The 21894-nt window shown below is 58.5% G+C and carries 16 protein-coding genes and 1 pseudogene; 8 read left to right on the forward strand and 9 right to left on the reverse strand.

Features of this window, described 5'->3' with window-relative positions; genetic code table 11:
• On the forward strand, positions 1 to 227 hold a 227-nt coding region (locus Q1A59_RS05990; RefSeq protein WP_299644344.1), incomplete at its 5' end, for a hypothetical protein.
• Here the strand turns inward: Q1A59_RS05990 and Q1A59_RS05995 are convergent.
• Positions 201 to 407, reverse strand: a complete 207-nt coding sequence (locus Q1A59_RS05995) for a hypothetical protein (RefSeq protein WP_298490289.1) — start codon at positions 405 to 407, stop codon at positions 201 to 203. The two genes, Q1A59_RS05990 and Q1A59_RS05995, sit on opposite strands and share 27 nt — an antisense overlap.
• Positions 408 to 456: 49 nt before the next feature.
• Between Q1A59_RS05995 and Q1A59_RS06000 the strand changes: the two are divergent.
• Both Q1A59_RS06000 and Q1A59_RS06005 read left to right on the forward strand, forming a co-directional pair.
• Positions 457 to 1020 (forward strand): annotated as a pseudogene (locus Q1A59_RS06000) (aminotransferase class V-fold PLP-dependent enzyme); the annotation flags it as partial.
• Between the two features lie 307 nt (positions 1021 to 1327).
• Positions 1328 to 2968, forward strand: a complete 1641-nt coding sequence (locus Q1A59_RS06005) for an ABC transporter ATP-binding protein (protein ID WP_298400912.1) — start codon at positions 1328 to 1330, stop codon at positions 2966 to 2968.
• A gap of 156 nt (positions 2969 to 3124) precedes the next feature.
• Here Q1A59_RS06005 and Q1A59_RS06010 read toward each other — a convergent pair whose 3' ends face one another.
• From Q1A59_RS06010 to Q1A59_RS06045, 8 genes are all read right to left on the reverse strand, one after another.
• Positions 3125 to 4588: an STAS domain-containing protein gene (locus tag Q1A59_RS06010; RefSeq protein WP_298400914.1), complete on the reverse strand. Its 1464-nt coding sequence runs from the start codon at positions 4586 to 4588 to the stop codon at positions 3125 to 3127.
• Positions 4589 to 4929: 341 nt separating this feature from the next.
• The gene (locus tag Q1A59_RS06015) at positions 4930 to 7272 is read right to left on the reverse strand and encodes a transglycosylase SLT domain-containing protein (RefSeq protein WP_299644347.1); all 2343 of its coding nucleotides are present in this window, start codon (positions 7270 to 7272) and stop codon (positions 4930 to 4932) included.
• Positions 7273 to 8042: 770 nt separating this feature from the next.
• Positions 8043 to 10265 carry an EAL domain-containing protein gene (locus Q1A59_RS06020; protein ID WP_299644350.1) on the reverse strand — a complete coding sequence of 741 codons (2223 nt, stop codon included), beginning with the start codon at positions 10263 to 10265 and terminating at the stop codon, positions 8043 to 8045.
• Between the two features lie 12 nt (positions 10266 to 10277).
• Positions 10278 to 10649: a response regulator gene (locus Q1A59_RS06025; protein WP_299644353.1), complete on the reverse strand. Its 372-nt coding sequence runs from the start codon at positions 10647 to 10649 to the stop codon at positions 10278 to 10280.
• Positions 10650 to 10696: 47 nt separating this feature from the next.
• Positions 10697 to 13447 (reverse strand): response regulator, encoded by a 2751-nt coding sequence (locus Q1A59_RS06030; RefSeq protein ID WP_299644355.1) that lies wholly within the window; start codon positions 13445 to 13447, stop codon positions 10697 to 10699.
• A 3-nt stretch (positions 13448 to 13450) separates the two neighbouring features.
• A complete protein-coding gene (locus Q1A59_RS06035) occupies positions 13451 to 14458 on the reverse strand; it encodes a PotD/PotF family extracellular solute-binding protein (protein WP_299644358.1) in 1008 nt (335 codons plus the stop codon).
• A 63-nt stretch (positions 14459 to 14521) separates the two neighbouring features.
• Positions 14522 to 15505, reverse strand: a complete 984-nt coding sequence (locus Q1A59_RS06040) for a spermidine/putrescine ABC transporter substrate-binding protein (RefSeq protein WP_298482705.1) — start codon at positions 15503 to 15505, stop codon at positions 14522 to 14524.
• A 268-nt stretch (positions 15506 to 15773) separates the two neighbouring features.
• Positions 15774 to 17270 (reverse strand): aldehyde dehydrogenase family protein, encoded by a 1497-nt coding sequence (locus tag Q1A59_RS06045; protein WP_298400934.1) that lies wholly within the window; start codon positions 17268 to 17270, stop codon positions 15774 to 15776.
• Positions 17271 to 17375: 105 nt separating this feature from the next.
• Here Q1A59_RS06045 and Q1A59_RS06050 point away from each other — a divergent pair, with 105 nt between their 5' ends.
• The 5 genes from Q1A59_RS06050 (at position 17376) to Q1A59_RS06070 (ending at position 21843) form a co-directional block, all read left to right on the forward strand.
• On the forward strand, positions 17376 to 18137 hold the full coding sequence (locus tag Q1A59_RS06050; protein WP_298400937.1) for a PP2C family protein-serine/threonine phosphatase: 762 nt from the start codon (positions 17376 to 17378) through the stop codon (positions 18135 to 18137).
• A 15-nt stretch (positions 18138 to 18152) separates the two neighbouring features.
• Positions 18153 to 19541 (forward strand): LCP family protein, encoded by a 1389-nt coding sequence (locus Q1A59_RS06055; RefSeq protein ID WP_298400940.1) that lies wholly within the window; start codon positions 18153 to 18155, stop codon positions 19539 to 19541.
• A 171-nt stretch (positions 19542 to 19712) separates the two neighbouring features.
• Positions 19713 to 20315 (forward strand): LysM peptidoglycan-binding domain-containing protein, encoded by a 603-nt coding sequence (locus Q1A59_RS06060; protein ID WP_298400943.1) that lies wholly within the window; start codon positions 19713 to 19715, stop codon positions 20313 to 20315.
• Positions 20312 to 20977: an alpha/beta hydrolase gene (locus Q1A59_RS06065; protein ID WP_298400946.1), complete on the forward strand. Its 666-nt coding sequence runs from the start codon at positions 20312 to 20314 to the stop codon at positions 20975 to 20977. The genes Q1A59_RS06060 and Q1A59_RS06065 overlap by 4 nt, the downstream gene beginning before the upstream one ends.
• 173 nt (positions 20978 to 21150) lie before the next feature.
• Positions 21151 to 21843 carry an LIM domain-containing protein gene (locus Q1A59_RS06070; RefSeq protein WP_298400949.1) on the forward strand — a complete coding sequence of 231 codons (693 nt, stop codon included), beginning with the start codon at positions 21151 to 21153 and terminating at the stop codon, positions 21841 to 21843.
• Positions 21844 to 21894 lie beyond the last annotated feature (51 nt).

Consider the following 21894-nt stretch of genomic DNA (forward strand, 5'->3'; position numbering starts at 1 on the left):
AGGGGCATGGTGCGTGCGTCAAAGATCACCGCGCGCGGAGCAGGCGTCCGCCCTTTGATTTCGCACAACCGCGTGCGCAGATTATGGACGAGCGCGACGTGCTGAGCCTGTTGAAGCGTCGCAAAGACCCCAGCCTTCAGCTAGCGCTGGGTTTGCTGATAGATGGCGTACCACGGCGGCAGATCGTTGGGCATCATGCGCTAGGGCGCTTCCGTGCGATGCGCTAAGGCTGCCGAAGCGCGGACGATCCAGCGCAATCCGTTCAAGACCTCGCGCAGCGAGTGGGTGCGCTGCGGGGCATCATCGGTCATGAAGGTCGGGGAGGGAGCGCGGTGCGCTGAGCCTGTCGAAGCGACGATGGCCCACTCCGCGTCGCTCACATCGCTTGGATAGGGTTTGCGTGTCATGCTGAAAGCATACCACGTTTATTTCCGAAGTGCATAACAGACTCTAGGGGCCGATTTCTATGGTGGCAATTGCCACAAATGGCTGTGCGCGCCGAAGGGAGCCGGCTTTCTTTATGTCCGCCCTGAACACCAAGCCAGCCTTGAGCCGCTGGTGGTGAGTTGGGGCTGGCAACCGCCTACCCCGCTCCAAGGCAGTTTTCTCGCTTACCCTGAAGGCCGCCCGCTCCAAGCCTATTACGAGTGGATGGGCACCGATGATCCGTCAGCCTTTCTCACCGTGCCGGCAGCGATCGAGTTCCAGCGCCAGCATGGCTGGCCGACGGTGCGGCAAGCGTGCCACGAGCTGTTGCAAACTGCTTCACAACAGATCTTAGCGCTCAGCGACTTGCCACCGCTGACTCCCGCTGATGCGGGTTGGTGGGTGCAGATGCGCGCGCTGCCCTTACCACCGTGCGATCCGGCACAGGTGCAGGCGCGTCTGTGGCGCGAGTGGCGGGTCGAAGTGCCGTGTTTTAACTGGGAAGGCCGCCCGTTGATCAGGGTCTCGGTGCAGGCGTATAATGCTCCGGCAGATATTGAGCGGCTAATGGCGGGGTTACGGGCGGTGTTGTGAACCTTTGGGGGCTGGTACCACCGAGGGAGCGGAGGCGGTAGGGGCCAAGAGGAGGGGCGGCCAGCCGGAGCCGATGCCTCGCGCTTGCCCAGATGGAAGGGACAAACCCCCATACTCCCGTTCCTCAGCGGCACTCCCCTCTCGCCGTCAAATGGGAGCGAGGTTAGGGGTGAGAGCCTCCTCCATCCCTCACTGAGGGAAGGCTGGGGTAGGGGTTGGTACCACCGAGGCCACCGGGAATAGGTTTCAACCAGCAACAGCGCACCTTTTCGCATTGCTTTTGCAATATGCAGAAACATGCAAACCTATGATCGAACTCGACCGCGTCACCTACACCTACCCCGGCGCCGGCGCGCCGATCCTGCGTGATCTGAGCATACGGATCGCTGATGGCGAATTGTTGCTCGTCTGTGGGCCGAGCGGCGCCGGCAAGAGCACCCTCTTGCGCCTGTTCAATGGCCTCGTTCCCCACTTTTACGGCGGGCGGCTCAGCGGGCGAGTGCGCGTGTGGGGGCGTGATACACTCGCCCATCAGCCGCGCGATCTGGCCGATCTGATCGGTTTTGTGGTGCAAGACCCCGAAAGCCAGTTCGTCGTTGAGCGGGTCGAAGACGAGATCGTCTTTGCAATGGAAAATCTGGGGGTGCCACCGGCAGTGATGCGCCGGCGGGTGGAAGAGGTGCTTGATCAGTTGGCAATTGCCCATCTGCGCCACCGCCACGTCGCCACACTGAGCGGCGGCGAACAACAGCGAGTGGCGATTGCCGCCGCGCTCGCCGCCCAACCGCGTGCGTTGGTGCTCGATGAACCGACCAGCCAGCTCGATCCGCACGGCGCGGAAGAGGTCTTGACCGCGTTGCAAAAGCTCAACGCCGACCTTGGCATTACCATTGTGCTGTGCGAGCACCGGCTGGAACGGGTGGTGCAATACGCCGACCGCATTCTCTACCTCGCACCGGGTGGAAGGGTTGAGGTAGGTGCGCCGCGCGAGATGCTGGCTCGCATCGAGCTACGCCCGCCGCTGCAACAGCTTGGCGTTGAGTTGGGTTGGGAACCCTTGCCGTTGACGATCAAAGAAGGCCGGCGTTTTGTGACTGCTGATCTGCCTGTCTCACCACCATCTGCCCCCACGCCGCTGGAACATCAGCCACTAGCCCGTTTGCGGAACGTCACCGTGCAGTACGGCCAGCACGAGGCGCTCTATCGGTTGAATCTCGATCTACCGCGGGGTGCGCTCATTGCCCTTATGGGCCGCAATGGCAGCGGCAAGAGCACGCTGCTCAAGACGCTGATCGGATTGGTGCGGCCCGTTGAGGGGAAGATCGAAGTGGAAGGCCGTGATATTGCCCCTATTCCGGTGGAGGAGCTGGCTCGCCGGGTGGCGTATGTGCCGCAAGATCCGCGCAGTATGCTCTTTCACGACACCTTGCGCGAAGAGGTGGCATTCAGCTTGCACGGGCGCGGGTTGCAGCCATCGCCTACTACTATTGCCGAGGTCTTAGCGCGTTTTGACATTCATCATCTGGCCGAGCGCTATCCGCGCGATCTCAGCGGCGGCGAAGCACAGCGAGCGGCGCTGGCCGCCGGTTTGGCCGGCGACCCATCGCTCATCTTGCTCGATGAACCGACCCGTGGCCTTGATTATCACGCCAAGGCCAGCTTGATCAGCATGTTGCGCCGCTTGTGCGACGAAGGGCGCACGGTGGTAATGGCGACCCACGATGTCGAGCTGGCCGCTGCATGCGCTGATCGGGTAGTGTTGCTTAGCGAAGGCGAGGTTGTGGTCGAAGGCCCGGCTACCGAATTGCTCGGCAACAGCCTGATCTTCTCGTCGCAGGTCGCCAAACTCTTCCCCGGTCGCGGCTGGCTGACGGTCGCGCAGGCGCTGGCTGGATTGCGGGGTGGATGTATGTTTACCGCAGGGGACGCAGAGAGTGGGAAACATTAAAACCTTCGCTCCCTCTGCGCTCTTTGCATCTTGACGTTAGGAGCCTTGCGTTTCTTCGCGTCCTTGTGTCTTGGCGCTATCCAACTTTGCGTCTCTGGGCAGTCTTCGCGCCTTAGACCCCTTTGCGCCTCTGTGTGAGTCCGCCTCGTGTCTTCTTTACCCTCTCGCCACTACGGTGCTTGCCAACAGTGCCTTCACGCCGGCTTGCAGAGTGGCAAACGAGCGCATCCCATTCCACGTCGATCCAGTATGGATCATGACCTCGGCCATATCGGGCCGGATGCCGCACAATGCCACCTGCGCCCCCATCAACCGCGCCCCATCGCTCAGGTGGCGCAAGGCGCGGGCAAGGTCTTGATCGAAGACGGTCAGCCCGGTCAAATCCACCAGCACTGTGCGCGCATTGCGTTCAGCAATTTCCGGCAGAATCAGGGTAACCAACGTTTGGCAACGAGCCGCATCAAACGCTCCGATCAGTGGTACAAGCAACACCGTTTCGCTCAGCGGGATGATCGGCAAGGTTAGCCGGCGCAACAACTCATCGCGCTGCTGCAACTCGGCCAGCGAACGCTCGAGTTCGGCGGTGCGTTCAGCCAGTGCTGCCCGTGACGTTAGCAACTCGGCTTGCTGCCGCTCCGAACGGGTAACGTCGCGCATCAGTACCACGCTTGACTTGCCCTGTTCATCGTTGATCGCCACTTCTGACACCAAGACAATCTTGCCATCGGTTGCGTGTGCAAACCGGCGCCGGCCCCGCTCTTGATCCTCAGCCGTTGTCTGCTCGTGAAAGCCACTCTCGGCCAGCATCCGCTCAAACGCCTGTCCATCTCTCACGCAAGCCGGCACGAGCCGCTGCGCCGCGCGATTAGCAAACCGCACATGACGGCCAGCATCGAGGATGAGCACACCGTCGGGAAGATTCTCGATAGCGGCTTGCAAGGCGATTTGTGAAGGACGGAAAACTCCGTAGCGCAATGTCACCCAGCCGAAAGAAAGATGGAGTGGCAGCAAACTAACATAGGTGACTGCGACTAATCCCAGTTCACGAAACATATAGCCCATCAAAAAGGTAAACACCGCTCCGGCGGTTAGCCAAAGCGCCGGTGTGCGCATCACCGGATGGCGAATAGCAATCGTCACCAACATGGCGAGCGGCGCGAGCAGACAACCGATAATGTAGAGCGCAAACACCGGCCAGAATAGCGGGCCGCGCACAAAGCTGAGCACGCCCGTCTCAGCGCGAAAGACATCGCCACCCACGATATTCAACCGCCCATACCAATCTACGGCGAGAAAGACCGTCATAAAGGCATACGGTGCGATCATAGCCCAGCGCACCACTGGTTGCTGATAACGGTGCGGCATGAACAATATCATGATCAGCCAGACCAAAAAACCAAAGATCGCCGCAAGCAGTGAAGTGAGCAAGCCTGAGAGTAACCAAATTTCATCCGCGTTGCGGCTGGCAAAACGCACCGCACCGGCGCATGTCAACACCAACGAGCAGCCGGTAAAGAGAGCGAAAAGCCGGTTCGCTTGACCGCGCCAATCTTGCAGCAACACGTAGACGATGCTGGCAGCAAGGATGATGAGTGTAAAGAGCACGAGGAGTAGTTCCATGACAGCCTTCCTCGGTTCCTAAAACAGTGACTGTTTTGCGAGCATTTCGGAATCGTGGGTAGTATTGCGGCGCTGCAATGATGGCTCAAGCGGGAAGTATATATCTGCCATTATTATGGCCGTTTCGCAAGTGATTGTCAAAAATAGGTGAAAGAAAATTAGTTGCTGCTTAGCGAACGCTGTGACGAGATAACATTGCCTAGCAGAACATAAAAATTTGCTCGGTACCCAACTGGAATGCGAGAAGTAGCAGCTCTTCTCGCTACAACCTGCGCTAATGGTTTGGATACCGTCGTGAGATTCTCACGTCAAAAGCCCGCCAACCTTTGGTCTGACACCGATTATCGCGTGTGCTCGTACATCCCTCGATACACCCCATAAAACGCATATACTGCCCACACATAGTTGCGCGTTTCGCTAAAATCGATTGTTTCGACAAAGCGGTCGGGATCAGCAACTACATTGCCGCCGGCCCAGCGTTGCGCGTTGCCTAAGCCACCGTTGTAGGCTGCCAACGCCCCGTGCAAGCTACCATTCATGTCCTTGATCCGGCGGCCAAGGTAGAAGGCGCCAAAGCGAATGCTAATGTCGGGCCGGTAGAGATCGTCGAGCTGAAAGTCGCCGATGCCGAGGTTTTGCGCGATGCCGCGCCCGGTGTCGGGCATGATTTGGGCTAAGCCGCGCGCACCGACCCACGAGGTCGCCGCTGGATTAAAGAGACTTTCTTGGCGGATGAGGGCGTAGAACAAGAGCGGATCAACGCCGAATGCGGCTGCTTCCCGCTGCACGAGTTCAGGGTAAGGTGTCGGAAAACGCAGGCGGAGCAGAGCAGGTGGGAGTGGGTTAGCTGCCGGCGGCGTTAGCCGCGCCAGCCGCTCGGCGGCCAGCAGCGCCGGGTAGGTTGCGCCGGCCTGATAGGCACGCTGGGCCAGATCGAGCAAGCGCAGCGGTTGCTCGCCCGCTTGCCGCAACCCATCAAGCCATTCGCTATCGGCTTCGTTGTACAAGCCTACTTCACGCAAGAGACGCGCTCGTTCAGCGACACCGGCCAGCGCCGGTTGACCCTCGCTCGTGCTCCAACTCTGCACCCATTCGGCGAGCGCAATCCACTCGGAGGAATCGATCGGCGCTCCGATCGGCAGTGAGCCAGTCGGGATTTCGCCTAACTCTTCAGCGGCCCGCACCGCATAGTAGCTATCTGGCGCGGCAGCTTGCGCTTGCCGGAAGTAGTCAACCGCTGCCGGATCAGCGAGCTGCTGCGCCGCTTTACCGGCCCAAAATGCGCCGAGCGCCTGCCCGATCCCTTGCCCGCGTTGGGCCAGCGCACGCCAAAGTTCACCGGCGCCAGCGATGTCGCCGCTGTCAAAGCGGGCTAACGCCACCCGATGCAACGCGGCAATGCCGAGGGTTGTGGTTGGGTAGCGTTGTCCTAGTTCGAGCCGCACTTCAATCGCGGTCGTGCCGTCACCCAACCGGTCGTACAACTGGGCTGCCCGGTCGAGCGCCACTGGCGCGCGTGGTTCGTCGGGCCATGTCACGGCGTATTGCCGGTAGAGTTCGGCTGCTTCGGCCACCATCCCGCTCTGGCCGTAGGTCTGGATCCAATCAAGCGCTGCTTGCCGCCCGGTGTCGCTATTGGGATCGCGATCACGGGCCACAGCCAGATCAGCCAGCGCCCCGGCAAAATCTCCCAAGGCGCGCCGGGCTAGCCCGCGCTGGCGTAGCGCCTCGGCTTCGTTTTGCCCGGCAGCAATCGCCAAATCAAGCATGGCGATCGCATCGTTCCACCGTTCTACCGTGCGGTAGGCTTGGGCGGCAGCAAACGGATCGAGCGCCGGGTCATTGCCGGCCCGGAGGGCATCGGCGGCCAGCGCGGCGCTTACTCCGGCGTGAGTTGCAATCGCTTCGCGGCGCAGATCGCTGGCCGTGGCCGGGTCGCCGGCCTCGGCAGCTAAATCCGCCGCCCACGTCAAAATCCGGGCTCGGTAATCAGGCTGGGTGGCAAACGCGAGGATTTGGCGCGCATATTCCACCCCATCTGCCGGACGGCCCAGTGTAGCCGCTAACACCAGCGCTTGTTCATACGCAGCGGCACGCTGGCCTGCCGCCATCTCACCGGTGGCGGCGCGCAGGTAACGTGCCTCCGCTTCCGCTAAACGCCCCAACACGCGCAATTGGGCCGCCGCCCGCAGCGCCGCATAGGGCGCGAGCGGCGTACCGAGCTCTTCGTATTGGGTGTAAGCGACTACCGCTTCGGCATGCAGACCAGCCGCCTCGTGAGCGCGGGCCGTGAGGAAGAGCGCCGGGGCGTAGAGCGGCGTCGCTGGATCGGCCAACAATGGCCGCACCAATTCCGCCGCCGATGTCCAATTGCCGCGATCGCCATACGAGCGAGCCAGTAACAGACGGGCAACTGGCGCTTCGGCGGCAGCAGGAAAGAGTTGTAACAACTGACTGAGTAAGCCAGCCGCTGTATCATCGTCGCCAATCTCACTAGCGACTAACGCGCGCTGCCAGAGTTCAGTCGCCGTGATCGGCGGTGGAGTTGGCGTAGCCGGCAGAGAAGTGGGGGGGACCGTCGGTGATGGTTGCGCTACCGGCATCAGGCAGCCCGCCAGCATGCAGCAGAGAAAGCAAGCGAGCCACACTGCGGCGCGCTGCCGGGGCAACTGCGTAAGCGCCATACATGCTCCTTTCGTCACGAGAGCAGTATAGCATGGTGTGGTGGGCGTGGGCGGCTCTCAGATATTGTGTACTTCGACAAATCGCATGGCAATGTGGTGGTTCCACCCGCCCTAGCCCTCCCTCTTCGACAGAGGATACAGCACCCCTCTCCATCCAAAGCTTAAAAATGGACAGAACACCTAAGCGGGGCACTATAGGTCATTGCGAGGGGACGGGACGATCCCGCTCGGCGGGGCGTCTTGCCCCCGAAGCAATCCCCCGCTGTAGCGGAACGTATGCCTAAGCGGGTATCTTGCGTGCTCGTGGGAGATTGTTTCGCTGCGCCGGGGGCAGAGATGCGCGACTCCGTCCTTGCTCTCCCCCGCTGGGAATTCACGGGCGGACAGAACGCATACGTACCGGTACCGTTGATCGCCTTGGGATGCGCCGGTTCACCCTCACCCTCAACCCCACCCCCAAGGCGGAAGGTGAGGGTCGATCACGCCGGCGCAAAGGTCTTCAACGCCAAGCCACAAAGGGTGCAGCGGGTTGGGAATGGAACGGAGGAAGGAAGTAGCCTTTCTGATCGCTCCTCCCCATTCCCTATGCGCTATCGCTCACACTTGCGAGGGCGGGGGCAGGGGAGTGATGGTCATCAGCCCGCTGCGCGGGCGGATAACCAAGTCGCATCGCTCGGCTTTTTAGCCATGCTGGCAGGGGAGTGATGGTCATCAGCCCGCTGCGCAGGCTTCGTAAGCCTAGCCCGGCCCTGAAGGGCCGGATTCCTTATCTATCGCGTCAAACCGGCTGCGTATCTCCCCCCGTTCATATTGCTGATCAACGCCTGCGCTTCCGCCTCACTCAAGGCCGGGGCAAACAGCCAGCCTTGCCCGTGACTGCACGCTAATTGTTTCAACTGCTCGAACTGTTCCGGGGTTTCAATCCCTTCAGCTACCACTTCCATATTGAGATTGTGCGCCAATTGAATGATCGTCTGCACAATGTCACCTTGGCTCGATTTCACATCGAGCCGGTTGACAAACGAGCGATCAATCTTAAGTACATTCACCGGAAAGGTATGGAGATAACTTAATGAAGAATAACCAGTACCAAAATCATCAATACACAATTCAACGCCTAAACTACGAATACCTTCGAGTAAATGATTGGTGAAATTACCAAACTCAATAAAGGTATGTTCGGTGATTTCTAGTTTCAAATACTGAGGTGGCAAACCGGTTTGATGGAGAATGTACTGCAGCCGGTCGATGAGATCGGGCTGGGTAAAGATCCGTCCACTCAGATTCACACTAATCGACAAGCGCGGTTCGGTAGGATTCTGCTCATGCCAGCGCTGCATCTGCCGACAAGCTTCTTCCAATACCCACCAAGTCATCGGCACAATCAGGCCGGTTTCTTCGGCCAGCGGCAAAAACTCACCGGGAGCCAGCAAGCCGCGTTGCGGGTGTTGCCAACGGATGAGCGCCTCAAACCCGACAATCGCGCCGGTACGCAAAAGTACAATCGGTTGGTAAAAGAGACGGAATTCGTTTCGTGCGAGTCCGAACCGCAAGTCTTGTTCGAGTTGCAATTTGGCCAGCGCTTCGGTATGCATCGAGGGATCAAAGCGCACGTAGCATGCTTTGCCGCGTAATTTGGCGTGGTACATCGCAGTATCAGCATCGCGGATCAGGTCGGCAGGTTGGGCATAACCACTGCTGCTATAGGCAATCCTGATGCTTGACGAAATAACTATCTTGTGGCCTTGCAAGTAGAGCGGCGCTGACAAAGCGTGCTGGATGCGTTCGGCCACCTGCTCGGCTTGTTGTTCGTGCTCGATCGGCTCGAGCAGAATGGTAAACTCATCACCGCCAAGCCGGGCCACCGTATCATTAGGCCGCACCAATTCTTGTAGCCGCACGGCTACTGCTATGAGCAACCGATCACCGAATTCATGGCCAAGGCTGTCGTTAATAACTTTAAACCGGTCGAGATCGAGAAAGAGCACCGCGAAGTGGCGCTGCGGCTCACGGCGCAAGCGTACAATCGCGCGTTCAAGCCGGTCGGTAAACAGCACCCGATTGGGCAGACCAGTCAAGCTATCGTGTAGCGCATCGTGCTGAAGTTGCTGCTCGGCCTTTTTGCGATCGGTAATATCAGTCTGTGAACCGGTAATCCGCACTGCTTGGTCATGCTGATCCCAAACCGCTAACCCGCGGCAGAGCATCCAGCGATACGAACCATCACGATGCAGAATCCGGTATTCATGCTGGAAATTCGAGATCAGGCGACGGAAGTGGGCCATCAGCCGCACCTCGAACAACTCGCGATCATCTGGGTGGATGCGGTCAAACCACTCACTCGGCGTATCGCCAATCTCGTCTTCAGCGTAGCCAAGCATCTCTTTCCAACGCGGCGAAAAATAGATTGTACCCGCAGCAATATTCCAATCCCACAAACCATCGTTAGCGCCACGCGCGGCTAGCGCATAACGCTCTTCGCTGATACGCAAAGCTTCTTGAGAACGTTCGAGATCGGCAGTGCGTTCAGCAACCATCCGCTCAAGTTCGAGCCGATAGCGCCGCTCGCGGTCGCGCAACCGCTTGCGCTCCAGACTGGCATTGATCCGCGCATTCAGCAGCACAATATTGTACGGTTTGAAGACATAATCATCGGCCCCATTACCGATACAGGTGACGATATGATCAATATCAATATCAGCCGAGACGACGATGACCGATAGATCGAAGAGATCAGGGTCGCTTTTCATGTGGTTCAACACCTGTATCCCATCCATCCCGGGCATCATAATATCGAGCAGGACAATATCAAAGGCGTGCTGCCGCAGCATTTGCAACGCCGTTGGCCCATCGGGCGCCTCATCAATCGTGTGACCAAGGGCAGTAAGCTCACGCCGCAACAGAAAACGCAGCACTTCCTGATCGTCAACAATCAGAATCCTGCCGGGTTGCGTCTCAGCAACATCCGACGGGGGGCATTGGACGTGATTCATAGCCTACTCATCCTAAGCAGTGCGGCTAAGGAGGGCTTGCACTTTTTCTCGGAAACGTCCAAAATCGATCGGTTTGGTGTCGAAGTCATCACAGCCGGCAGCTAACGAGCGCAGCCGATCTTCATTCAGAGCGTAGGCTGTTAGCGCCAACACCGGAATGTGGCTCGTTCCCGGTTGAGACTTGATGCGATGGGTTGCCTGCCAACCATTGAGCACCGGCAAACCCATATCCATGATGATCAAGTCAGGTTGCATGCTACGTGCTAGCGCCACTCCTTGCGCACCGTCTACCGCCAGTATCGGTTCGTGCCCCATTAATTCCACAATACGCGCGATAAGATCGCGATTATTGGCATCATCTTCTACGATCAGAATCTTAGTCATAGCTGTAGCGCCCACCTCATCATATAATCCTTAGTCATGCAACCCGTTTAGTTTGAGGTAGTATTAGCAACAGACGATGCCGGATTGCGTTGCATCATCTGCTGGATGCGGATGACGATCTGTTCTAGATCCAATTCTGCCTTGCGTTGGATCGCACTAACGGCTTGGGCCAGCCGTTCGCGATCGTCGGCTGTCAGATCGCGGGCAGTCATGAAAATCACCGGGATGCTCTGCCCTACGGGATCGGCCCGCAAATGTTCAAGCAGTTGCAAACCATCCATCTTCGGCAGCATATAATCGAGCAAGATCAAGCCCGGTGGACGGGTAAGAGCATCCGTTAGACCAGTCTCACCATCAAACGCCACCTCAACCGGCCAGCCAGCGGTGCGCAGCGTGCGCGCCACGAGTTCGGCGAGCGCCTGATCGTCCTCGATGATCAGAATGTGGGACGGTGTCCCTTCCTCTGGGCGGCGGCAATAGCGTTTGACCACCGTGAGCAATTTCTCTGGCTCAATCGGCTTAACTAAATATTCGGCCACTTCCAACGTCAAACCACGTCGTGCCTGATCGTCAATCGTCAAGACCACGACCGGGATAGCAGCCACTTCAGGCGTTTCGCGGAGTTGGGCTAACACTTCGATCCCATTCAAATCAGGCAGTTTCAGATCAAGCACGATCAGATCGGGCAGCAGATCGGTTGCCAAGCGCAACCCTTCCGCGCCGGTCTCGGCAGTTACTACGTAGACCTCATTGCTTGGCGCTATCCGTCGGATCAGATCGCTAACTGTCGGATCGTCATCAATCACCAGCACGATAGCATTGCTAACCGGCACGGCAGTATCAACCGCCACCTGTAACGGCTCCCTCGCAACCTCTGCTGGCGGCAGATCGGCTAAGCTCAGGGTTGGCGCGGGCAACACATGACCCAGCTCAGCCGGTATCTCCATCGTGAAGACCGACCCTTTACCAACGGTACTTTGAACCGTGATCCGCCCACCGATCAGTTCGCACAAACGCTGGCTGAGTGCCAAGCCCAAGCCGGTACCGCCATACTTACGGGTCGGCGAGTCATCAACTTGCGAGAAGGCTTTGAACAGCTTACCGAGTTTGTCAGGGGATATGCCAATCCCGGTATCGGCCACTTCAAAGCGAAACCACGTCTGATCATCTTGCTCGTGGCGCGTGACGGTCAACGTCACGTCGCCGTCTTCGGTAAACTTGGCCGCATTGCTGAGCAGGTTGATCAACGCTTGTCGCACTTTGGTGGCATCGCTATTGAGCAGCCCAATATCAGACGGACAATCGACTTGGAAACGGTTGCGGTTTTTATCCATCTGGGGCAACACCGTATTCACCGCAGTGCGCACCAGATCGGCCACATCGGCATACTCAGCGCTGATCGTCATCCGCCCGGCCTCAATCTTCGAGATGTCGAGAATATCGTTGATGAGGGACAACAGATGCATGCCAGCGGCCCGGATGCGTCCCACATCGTGAGTCACGGTCTCGTAGATGTTCTTGTTGACCAGTTGTTCCATCAGTTGGCTATAGCCAATGATCGCCGTCAACGGCGTGCGCAGCTCGTGACTCATGGTAGCAAGGAAGGTGCTCTTGGCGCGCGAGGCGGCTTCGGCAGCATCGCGCGCTTTGATCAATTCTTGTTCAACCCGGCGACGCTCTTGAATCTCGGCTTTCAAACTCTCAGTCTGTTTGGCAATCTCAGCGTTGCGCATGCGTAGTTGATGCATCATGGCATTAAAAGCACGCCCCACCTCTGCCACTTCCCGCTCCGAGCGCACCAGCAGCGGGTGCGTTAAGTCGCCGCTGCCGATCCGTTCGGCGCCTTGGCGCAACTCGTCGAGCACGCGGAAAACAAAGCGGTTGAGCAAATAGTTGGTAGCCAGCAAAAGGAGGAGGCCAAACACAATCAGGCTTAAGGTAAAGGTTACTCCCGCTCGCGTTGACAGCTCGGTCGCTTCAGCTTCGGGCACTTCAGTGAATAAGCGCCACGAAGTGTCGGGGATATTGAGGGCAACACCAAGTGTCTCTTTACCAGCGAGGTTAATATAATATTGTTGGCTACCGTCGGGGGGAAGCGTGCGAAATTCAGGCCGATTGCCGATAGTGGTGTAGGCGAGCACCACTTGAGGATCAGGGTGAGCAATAATGACCCCATCCTCATTGACAATATATGCGCTGCCAGTGCGGCCAAACCGGATCGTCGCCACCGTTTCCCACAGCAGGTTCATGCGCAACCGTCCGGCTACTACCCCACCATCGTTGGTTGGGATGGCCATAATAATGTACGGCTCGGTATCTGCGGTAATAAAGAGCGGGCCAAGGTAGCGTTGGCCGGCCCGCGCTTGCTGAAACCAGTTGGACAGCGGGATCGTCACTAAATTACCGAGCAGAGGGCGATCACGGGTTATTTCCGCTATGATGCGGCCATCGCGATCAACCCGCACGATCTCGATCCACGCCGGTACCCGGTTCAAAATCTCTGGCAACAGATCAGGCGAGCGTTCGACTTGTTCGACCGACAACGCACCTACCAGCGTTAAGGTATCTTCGATGCGCAGCAGAAAATCGTCAATGGTGCGCACGGCGTTCTGGGCCGCCTCACGTTGGCGGCCAGCCCAGCCCTCATGTTCAATCGACTCGATGAACAGGAAGACGCCATACGCTGCTACCAGCAAGATCAAGGCTAGCATCAAGCTCAGAAAGAGCGTCAGCTTAGCCTGCAAGCTCGTATTGAGACGGTGCTCAAGAGAACGCAGCCAAATCTGCAAACGTCGCACGAATCACCTCTCCATTGCTGCCAGTAGTTGCTCCCACAACTGATGCCGGTATGCGGCTAGATCAGCCGGCAGTTCCAGCATATATTCCGCTCTCAACAAAGCTTCCCCGTTCGGAAAGATCCACGGGTGATGCTGCAAAGCCGGATCGATCAACGGCATTGCTTGATCGTTCGCAGTCGCCACGTAGATTTCATTCGTAATCAGCGCACACATTTCCGGCTGCAAGACAACATTGATGAATTGGAAGGCAGCCACTTTGCGCTCGCTTTGCGCCGGCACAACGAACGTGTCAATCCAAAGCAGTGCCCCCTCTTCAGGAAGAACGAATGTTACCGCCGGATTGAGGGCATAGGCCGCGAGCGCATCATACGACCAGCCGTACAACACCGGATAGTCGCCGTTGGCAACCAGCTCGGCGGCATTGGGCATTGACAGGTCAAGCTCCGTCACATTCGGCAAGAGCTGGCGCAACCGTTCGGCAGCCTGATCGAACACAGCCGGGTCGGTAACTGTGAGAGTCTGGCCCATTGCCTTCAGTGTGATCATGAAGAGTTGGTCTTCTTCGGGCCACATCGCTATCTTGCCGGCCAAGGCCGGATCCCACAGATCGGCCCAGCGCGTAATCGGGCGGTCGAGCAGATCGGGCCGCACCACCAGCCCGCCTACGCCCCATTGATAAACGACTGAATAACGGCTACCCGGATCGTAGGTCAGATCGCGAAAATTGGCGCTGACATAACGAAAATTCGGGATTTGGCTGTAATCAATCGGGGCCAGCAGCCCTTCCGCAACCAAGGTTGGAATCAGCGTATTACCCATTACTACAACATCGTATTCGGCGCCAGCGCGCAATTGGTCAATAACGTCAAATTGGCTTTCGTAGCTGACATATTCCACCGCGATCCCCGTTTCGGCGCGAAAGGCGTCGAGTACCGCTTGCGGCATATACCCGGCCCAGCCGGCCACAATGAGCTTTTTCAGTGCCGGCGTAGCGGATGGTTGCGTGGCCATTGGCGTGGCGCTGCACGCAGTAAGGAATAAGAGCAGGATGAGGTGCAAGGAGTGACGCATAGATTATGGTTTAGCAACGAAAAATGCATTCCAAATTTCATCGTACTTTGCCTGCGTTTCCGGATCAAGGGGCAATTCCAATTCAGCCCGTTGCAAGGTAGTAAGCGAAGGGAAAATGATCTCGCTATCGCGAAATTCTGGCTTAACGAGGGGCCACGATGCTTCATTCGCGGTTGCCGTCGCTAGTTCATTCGTCACTAACGCGCTGATATCCGGTCGCAAAAAGAAATCAATAAATTGTTCGGCGAGCGCCTGCTGCATGCTAACGGCTGGAATCACAAAACTGTCAACCCAGAGAATTGTCCCTTCACCGGGAGTAATGTAGGCGATCTGGTCGCTTTGGCGTTGCGCATCGAGCGCATCATACGCCCAGCCTAACCCTACTACGTATTCGCCGGATACGAGGTATGGGGTTACGGTTTCGACCCCTTCCCCAACCCAGCCAACCCGGCGGGCAAAATCGGGCGCTCGTTCAAGCGCGGTGGCAAGATGGGCAGGATTCGTGGTATTGATGGAAAAACCGAGCGATTTCAGCAATACGTTCACCGCATCGCGCGGTATTGGCCAGAGCAGAATTTTACCGTCAAGCGCTGGTTCCCACAAATCAGACCAGCGCATAATTGGGCGGTCGAGCAGATCAGTGCGTATGAGCAGGCCAGTGGTGCCCCACTGGTAAACCACCGAATAGCGATTGCCCGGATCGAACGCCAAATCGCGGAAGTTGGCGCTCAAGTTGCGCGTGTTGGGGATGTTGGCGTAGTTAATAGGGACGATCGCACCGCTGCTGATCAGATCAGGAATGAACTGGTAGCTGACTATCATCAAATCATACCCGGCGCCCTGTTCAAGCGCAGCAATTGCCGCTTCGGTGGTGTCATACCCGATATATTCCACCACAACACCCATTTCGGCGCTGAATGCGTCAAGCAGCTCTTGCGGCATATAACCAAGCCAGCCAGTAATAGTAAGTTTTCGTGCTTCGGGCATGGGTGTTAGTGGGGGAATGAACGAACATGCCATAAGAAGCAATAAACATATAGCTACAAAATTTTGAGTTCTCATCTTGACCCATCTTTAATAAACTATATTATGACATAGAAAGTGTACCATACCATTATTACCAATACCTCTTCACTAGCAACTAATAACCGTTGGCTAAGATGACAATTTGTTCATCAGGACAAGATTGGGTTAGAAATAAACAATGGTGGGGTGCGCGCCCCCACCATTAGGACATTATTTAACAAAACAGCTATCAATCGGCATTATCAATCTGCGCCCGCTGCAACGCGCCGCTGTAATCGATATACACGCTCTTCCACTCCGAGAAGACGTCGAGCATGGTCGGGCCGGCTTCGCGATGGCCGTTGCCGGTGGCTTTGACGCCGCCGAAGGGCAGGTGAATCTCGGCGCCGATGGTGGGTGCATTGATGTAGACAATGCCGGCTTGCAGCGCCTGCATAGCGCGGAAGGCGGCGTTGATATCGCGGGTGTAGATCGCCGAGCTGAGACCGTAGGCCACATCATTCGCCACTGCCACCGCTTCATCGAGACTATCCACCTCGATCACGCTTAGCACCGGCCCGAAGATCTCTTCGCGAGCGATGCGCATCTGCGGCGTGACGTTGGTGAAGACAGTGGGGGCAATGAAATGGCCGTAGTCGTAGTCACCGCCGGTCAGCCGGTAGCCGCCGCATAGCAGGGTGGCACCCTCTTGCTTGCCGATTTCGATGTAGTTGAGCACACGCTGCATCTGCTTCTCATTCACCAGCGGCCCCATCTCGGTCGCCGGGTCGAGACCGTTACCAATCCGTAACGATTGAGCGCGGGCGACGATCCGATCCACGAGCGTTCTGGCCACGGCTCGGTGGACGATCAGGCGACTGGTGGCGGTGCAACGCTGGCCGGTCGTGCCAAAGGCCGCCCACACGACACCATCGAGCGCCAGATCGAGATCGGCGTCAGGCATAACAATCAGCGGGTTCTTGCCGCCCATCTCAAGACTGACTCGCTTGATCCGTCGCGCACCGAGTTCATACACGAGCCGACCGGTCTCGGTGCTACCGGTGAACGAAATGACCGGTACATCGGGGTGTTCGACCAGCGGTTGGCCAGCTTTGGGGCCATAGCCGGTAACGATGTTGACCACACCGGGCGGCAGGCCGGCCTCCATCAAGCACTGAACCAAATTGTAGGTACTGACCGAAGCGTCTTCTCCCGGCTTGATCACGACGGTATTACCGCAGACAATCGCGGGGAGCATTTTCCACGACGCGATCGCCATGGGGAAGTTCCACGGCGTGATCAAACCCACTACGCCAATCGGCTGGCGAATGCTCATCTGAAACTTGTTGGGCAGTTCCGAGGGGGTGGTGACGCCGTGCATGCGGCGGCCCTCACCGCCGGCGTACTGGGCCATACCGATCGCTTCCACAATATCGCCGCCGGCCTCGAAGAGCGGCTTGCCCATTTCGCGGGTCAGATCGCGGCTGTACTGCTCTTTGCGCGCTTGCAGCAACTCGGCGGCGCGGAGCAGAATCTCACCGCGCTTGGGCGCCGGCACTTTGCTCCACGTGGCAAACGCCACCTTTGCGGCTTCAACTGCTGCGTGAACATCACGCTCATCGCTGTCGGCAAATACTCCCACCACATCACGGGTATCGGCAGGGTTGCGGCGCTCGAAGGTCTTGCCGCTCTGGGCAGGCACAAACTCGCCGCCGATGAGATTGTGAAAGATCCGCGGTGCGGACATCTTCGTCCTCCTTGTGTCAAGAACTGGTAACGCTCTGAATTATAGCACGGGGCAACTTGTGGTATGCTGTAACGGATATTGGGCGATCAAGAGGGGAAGCGGGCAATGGCAGAGTTAGAGATGCGGGTCGCAATTGCGAAAGTGCCCCGCGCTGGCGAGATCGAGAGCGGCGACACACTAGAGATGATTGAGCGTCCGGGAGGCGGGTTTTCGTTTGTGCTCGCCGATGGGCAGGGTAGCGGGCGAAGCGCCAAAACGTTGTCGCATCTGGTAGCTACGCGGGCAATTGCGCTGCTCAAAGATGGCGCTCGGGATGGAGCCGTTGCGCGCGCTGTCCACGATTACCTTTATACCTATCGGATGGGGCAGGCAGCAGCGACGCTCAATATCCTTTCGGTCGATTTTGCCGCGCACAAAATCTTGGTGACACGCAATAATCCAGCACCGTTTTTCGCTGTTACGCCGCAGGGCTTGCGCAGCTTTAACGCGCCCTCGGCGCCGATCGGCTTACAGCCGCTGATTCGGCCCCAGATCAGCGAATTGCCGATTACGGCCTACACGTATGTCGTCATGTTTACCGATGGCCTGCTACGGGCGGGTGAACGATCCGGCGAGGATTTGGGGCTGCCGAATTACCTTGCCGCGTGGCCGGCACGCGAGGGGCGTGATCCGCAAACGCTAGTGGATAGCGTGATGCAACGGGCGCTCGAGCTTGATGATGGCCAACCCAGCGATGATATGAGCATCGTGGTGCTGGCGATCTTGCCGCGCAGCGATGCCCCCGGCTTGCGACGCCTAATGGTGAGTGCGCCGATCATTGCTACCGGCCATTACGAACCGCCCGATGAGCCGGAGATTGAAGAATAACAGGGTACGGCGGCGATGGATTGGCAGGATGATGAGCGACGACAGCCACGGGTGAGTGCGCGCGAACGGGTGGCCGCTCTGCGCGCGCAACGGCGACGGGGCTGGTGGCGCTTCCTCAGGTTTGGCGGTTTGGCGCTGGCAGTACTGGTGACGGTGTGGGGCTTGGGATGGCTTTGGAACGCCTTCGCCGCCAGTATGCGTCTGAGTGATCCGCGTCCGGTGACTGGTGGGGCGACGCCGGCGAATACCGTCTTTCGCCAGCCATTTACTGTCTTGCTGCTTGGCATTGACCAGCGCGACGATGGCGCTGAAGGGGTGCGTAGCGACACCCTGATCTTGGCCTACGTTAATCCGAATGAACGCTGGGTCAGCCTGCTCTCGATCCCACGCGATACGGTGGCTGTGATCCGCGGGCTGGGCGAGCAGAAGATCAATGCGGCGTATAGCTACGGCTATCACCATGCCGCCGATCTGTACGGGCGCGGGGTTGACCCGGCGGCGGCTGGGGCGGCGCTCGCTACCGAGACGGTGGCCACTCTGCTCAATCTACCGATCGATTATGTCGCCCAGATTGATTTTGCCGGCTTCGAGCGGCTGATTGATGCGATCGGTGGCGTGGTCATCGATGTGCCTTACCCCTTGCTCGATAGTAGTTTCCCGACCGCTGATTATGGGTACGAACGGATTTTCATTCCTGCTGGCTTGCAAGTGCTCGACGGCGCGACAGCGTTGCGTTATGCCCGCTCGCGCCATGGATCGAGCGATTTTGACCGCGCCCGCCGCCAGCAGGCCATTGTGCGCGCGGCGCTGGCGACAGTGCGCTCGCGCGGGATGCTCGATCAGGCCAGCGCTCTGTCAGCATTGCTAGCCGAAGCCCGGCGTAGCATCAAGACAACACTGCCGATTGACGATCCAGCGGCGTTACGCGAACTGATTGCACTGGCCCAGTCGCTCGAGGCCGATCGGATTGCAACCTTCAGCATTAACCCGCGTGAGGTGGCAGTTGTGGCCGAAATCGGCTCAGACATCTACTGGAACCGGCGCGATTTGGCGGCGTTGGTCGAGCGGGTGCGGGCCGGGCCGCGGCTCGATCATGAACCAGCGACAGTGCAGGTGCTGAATGGGACGCCGGTGAATGGGCTGGCGGCGCGGGTTAGCCGGGCGCTGGATAATGCCGGCTTTCACACCTTGCCGCCTGCTAATACCGAGCGCCGCGAGACGACAGTCATTATCGATTATGCCGGCAAACCGACGGCGCTCGCCCGCTTGGCCGCTCATCTGGGGTTGCCGGCGACGCAGGTCTTTGCCAACCCGCCGGCTGATGCGCCGCCCCAACCGCTCGGAGCCGATATTGTCTTGCTGTTGGGGCGTGATTACAACCCGGCGTGGGCCTTGACCCCGTGATATGGGGAGCCGCACGTCCGTGCGGGTGCGCCCCAATCGCTGCGGGCCGATATGCGCGCTGACCATCTGGCGTGGGCCGTGACGCCGCGATCTGATGCTGGGCTTAGGCATGATAGGCGGGGACATTGATGATGGGGAAGCGCACGGCCGCGCGGCTCTACGAGGATATACATGGTGTTATCGGAAACAATGCTGTGGTTGTTATTGGCGCTGGCGCTGGTGGCGCCACCGATCGGCGCTATCATCCTACGGCTGCTGCAAAACCGCATCAGCAATGCTGGGATGGCGGCAGGGGCAGGCTTGTTGCTGCTCATCGCAGCAGTGGCATCGCTGACCATCGCCCGTTCTTCGTTGCCGCCATTGCGGATCGGCGATCTGACTTTGCTACCGGCGTGGTCACCGCCGGTCATCGAAGCAATTGAAACTCAAGAAGCGCCTGATCTGCCAACCGTCACCCCGCCGCCAGCGGTGCCAACCTCAACCCCGCGGCCAACGCAGACCCCAACCCTGACGGCAACGCTGGAACCAACGCTAACTCCGGAACCGACACCAACGCCGGAGCCAACGCCAACACTGGAACCAACGCCGGAACCAACCCCGACACCGGAACCACCTGCCGCCGGGCCGCGCCGTTATACGGTGCAGGCTGGCGACACCCTCCGCGCTATTGCCGAACGATTTGGGGTTACAATTGAAGCGATCTTGCAGGCGAATAATCTGACCCCGGCGCAAGGCGACAACCTGCGCGTCGGGCAAGAATTGGTGATTCCATGACTACGATTCGCACCGTTGAACGGCGCCCGCTAGTCGAGACCGGGCCGGCGCCATTGTTGCTGATGTTGCACGGATTTGGTAGCCACGAACGCGATCTATTTGAGCTGGCCGATTTGATCGACGACCGGATGCATATTGTCAGCGCGCGTGCGCCGATTGCACTGCCGTGGGGCGGGTTTGCATGGTACGAACTGAGCGGCGCTCCCGGTCGCTTGATTCCCGATCCGGTGGGGAGGGCGCGAGCGGTTGAACTGTTGATTAAGTTCGTCAGCGAATTGCCGGGCCGGATCGGCACCGATCCGCAGCGCACCTATCTGTTTGGCTTCAGCCAAGGCGCGATCCTTAGTCTAGCGTTGGCGTGGCGCATTCCCGAAAAGCTAGCCGGCGTGATAGCAGCTAACGGTTATCTCGATCCGGCCTTGGCAACCGATCCGCCAGCGGCAGGGTTGGCCCGGCTGCCGATCTTGCAACTGCACGGCAGCTACGATGATGTTATCCCAGTCGAACAGGCCCGCGCCACCCGCGATCTGTTGGCTCAACACGCACCGCGCCACCATTACCACGAAGACCCGGTCGGGCATAGCCTGCACCCGCACGGGTTGAACCTGATGCAGCGCTGGCTAGCCGAGCAGCTCGATGGCCCGCCGCCGCACGAGGGGTAAGACAAGGGTGCGAAGGGTATAACGCAAAGGCGCGAAGAGTAGGGATGCATCCCTGCTATGGAGTACGAAGCTTGGAAGTTGGGAGTGTAAGGTTGGCTGTGTACCTTAGCGTCTTTGCGCCTTTGCGTTATGATATCTTTAGCGTCTTATTGTTCATTTAGACAAGGTGCGCGATGCCGGTTGATCTTTCGCACTGCGCCAGTTGCGGACAACCGTTAACGAATGGCTATTATGTCTTGATTGACCGACCTGACCGGTTTTGCCCGCAGTGCATTGCGACCCGGCCCCGTTGCGACACCTGCGGCGCGCCGCTCGGTAATCGCTTTTGGAATTTGCACGATGGCCGGCGGCAGTGCGACACTTGCTATACGGTTGCGATCTACGATCCGGCGCAGGCGCAGCAACTCTTTCAGCAGACGGCCAGTATGCTGACCGAAGGGCTAGGCTTACGCCTGAATGTCGGGGTAGCTTTTCGGTTAGTCGATGCCCCCACTATGACTCGGCTGCGCGGCCCGGTGCAGCCCGGTTTACATACGCTTGGTCTCTATCAGCGCCAGAACCATATTCGCGTCATTTATCTGCTCTATGGGCTGCCAAGGCTGGTATTTCGTATTACCGCTGCTCACGAATATGCTCATGCGTGGCAAACCGAACATTGTCCGCTCTTACGCAACGAGTTTTTGCGCGAAGGGCATGCCGAATGGGTGGCGTATCGGCATCTGTTGCAGCTCGGTAGTCAAAAAGCAGCCGCCCGCATGCTCGATGAAAACCATCCGTATCATCAACCGCTGCGCCATCTGTTGGCCCTTGAGGCACAATTAGGCGTGGCAGGGGTGAATGCGTATTTGACGCGGGTGGATGGGTGATAGATGCGCGGCGAGAAGATGTCCTATCATCGCTATCCGGCCAACGCGGTG

This window comes from uncultured Chloroflexus sp. (genome assembly GCF_937951745.1).
Classification (GTDB): Bacteria; Chloroflexota; Chloroflexia; order Chloroflexales; family Chloroflexaceae; genus Chloroflexus.